The organism is Mycobacterium sp., from assembly GCF_035603715.1.
In the GTDB taxonomy this organism is placed as follows: Bacteria; Actinomycetota; Actinomycetes; order Mycobacteriales; family Mycobacteriaceae; genus Mycobacterium.
Genome location: NZ_DATNJW010000103.1, coordinates 1 through 2,036 on the forward strand (window position 1 = coordinate 1; position 2,036 = coordinate 2,036).

Sequence of the window (2,036 nt, forward strand, 5' to 3'; positions counted from 1 at the left end):
GGTGAATTCCAGCTCGGTGTTCAGAGTCGACGACTCCTCGACGCTCACCACGCCGTCGTGGCCGACCTTGGACATCGCCTCGCCGACCAGCGCGCCGACCTCCTCGTCACGCGACGACACGGTGGCGACCTGCGCGATGCCTTTCTCGCCGGACACCGGGGTGGCCGCTGCCAGCAGCGCCTCGGACACCGCGTCCGCTGCCTTGCCGATCCCCAGCCCCAGTGCGATGGGGTTGGCTCCGGCCGCGACGTTGCGCAGTCCGTGCTTGATGATGGCCTGCGCCAGCACCGTCGCGGTCGTGGTGCCGTCGCCGGCGATGTCGTTGGTCTTGGTGGCCACCGACTTGACCAGCTGGGCGCCCAGGTTCTCGAACGGGTCTTCCAGGTCGATGTCGCGGGCGACGGTGACGCCGTCGTTGGTGACCGAGGGCCCGCCAAAGGCCTTGGCCAGCACCACATGCCGGCCGCGCGGGCCCAGCGTCACGCGGACCGCGTTGGCGAGCTTGTCGACGCCGGCTTCCATCGCCCGGCGCGCGGTTTCGTTGAACTCAATCTGCTTGCTCATAGGTCCTTACTTGTCCCGTCTCATAAGCGATCCGCCCCGGAAATCACCCACGCGTTGACGCAGGTGTTCGCCGGGGCGGAACACGCCTCTAGCTACTTGTCGACGACGGCCAGCACGTCGCGGGCCGACAGGATCAGGTACTCCTCGCCGTTGTACTTGATCTCGGTGCCGCCGTACTTGCTGTAGATGACGGTGTCGCCCTTGGACACGTCCAGCGGAATCCGCTTCGAGCCGTCCTCATCCCACCGGCCGGGGCCGACGGCGACGACTTTGCCCTCTTGGGGCTTTTCCTTAGCGGTGTCGGGAATGACCAGACCGGATGCGGTCGTGGTCTCGGCCTCGTTGGCCTGTACGAGGATCTTGTCCTCGAGTGGCTTGATGTTGACGCTCGCCACGATTGGAGCCCTCCACTTAGTTGATAGCAGGTCCGGGGCGGTTGCCCCGATTTACCAGGTGTTTTGGCTTTCGTCCGTGCCTACGCGTCGTCGTCGCGGGTGCCGACGCCCGGGGTTGTCCGATTGCCACCTAGCACTCTATACATGCGAGTGCTAGCACTCAAGATCGACCCGGTGCTTCTTCGCTGTCAGCTGACTTGGCCTTTTATCACCGGCAGTCCCGGGTCGCTGGCGACATCGAGCGCAGACGGCGACGCACCTGCGGCGACCAGGTGTGCGGCGAACGACGCGATCATCGCCCCGTTGTCGGTGCAGAGTCGCAGCCCGGGGATGCGCAGCGCCAACCCGGCGGCCGCGCAGCGCTCGGCGGCGAGCTCCCGCAGACGTGAGTTCGCGGCGACGCCACCGGCGATCAGCAGGGTGGAGACCCCTAACTCGGTCGCCGCACGGACCGCCTTCATGGTCAGCACGTCGGCCACCGATTCCTGAAAGCCCGCGGCGATGTCGGCGGTCCCGGCGTCCGGATGGCTTTCCACGTAGCGCGCGACAGCGGTCTTGAGCCCGGAGAAGCTGAACGCGTGCGGCTCGTCGCGCGGCCCGGTCATGCCGCGGGGGAACACGACCGCGTCGCGGTCACCGGTCCGCGCCAGGTCATCGAGCACCTTGCCGCCGGGATAGCCCAGCCCCAGCAACCGCGCCACCTTGTCGTAGGCCTCCCCCGCCGCGTCGTCGACGGTGCTGCCCAGCTCGACGATCGGCTCGCCGAGCGACCGGACATGCAACAGGTGGGTGTGGCCGCCAGACACCAGCAACGCCACGCTCTCCGGCAGCGGGCCGTGCTCGTAGACGTCGGCGGCCAGGTGACCGCCCAGATGGTTCACCGCGTAGAACGGAACGTCCCAGGCCGCCGAATATGCTTTGGCCGCAGCCACTCCGACCAGGAGGGCACCGGCCAGCCCCGGCCCGATCGTGGCCGCGACGACGTCGGGTTTGGTCAGGCCCGCGGTGGCCAGCGCGCGGCGCATGGCCGGTTCGAGCGCCTCCAGATGTGCCCGCGACGCGACCTCGGGCACGACG

At 68.2% G+C, this 2,036-nt stretch carries 3 protein-coding genes; all 3 read right to left on the reverse strand.

The features are described 5' to 3' along the window. Positions 1-564 (reverse strand): TCP-1/cpn60 chaperonin family protein (locus VN856_RS04565; protein WP_325686590.1); only part of this gene is annotated, 564 nt, incomplete at its 3' end. 92 nt (positions 565-656) lie between these two features. Further along, positions 657-959, reverse strand: coding sequence for a co-chaperone GroES (gene groES / locus VN856_RS04570; protein WP_325686593.1), 303 nt, complete (start codon positions 957-959; stop codon positions 657-659). A 188-nt stretch (positions 960-1,147) separates the two neighbouring features. Next, a partial coding sequence (gene tsaD, locus VN856_RS04575; protein ID WP_325686595.1) for a tRNA (adenosine(37)-N6)-threonylcarbamoyltransferase complex transferase subunit TsaD occupies positions 1,148-2,036 on the reverse strand: 889 nt, incomplete at its 5' end.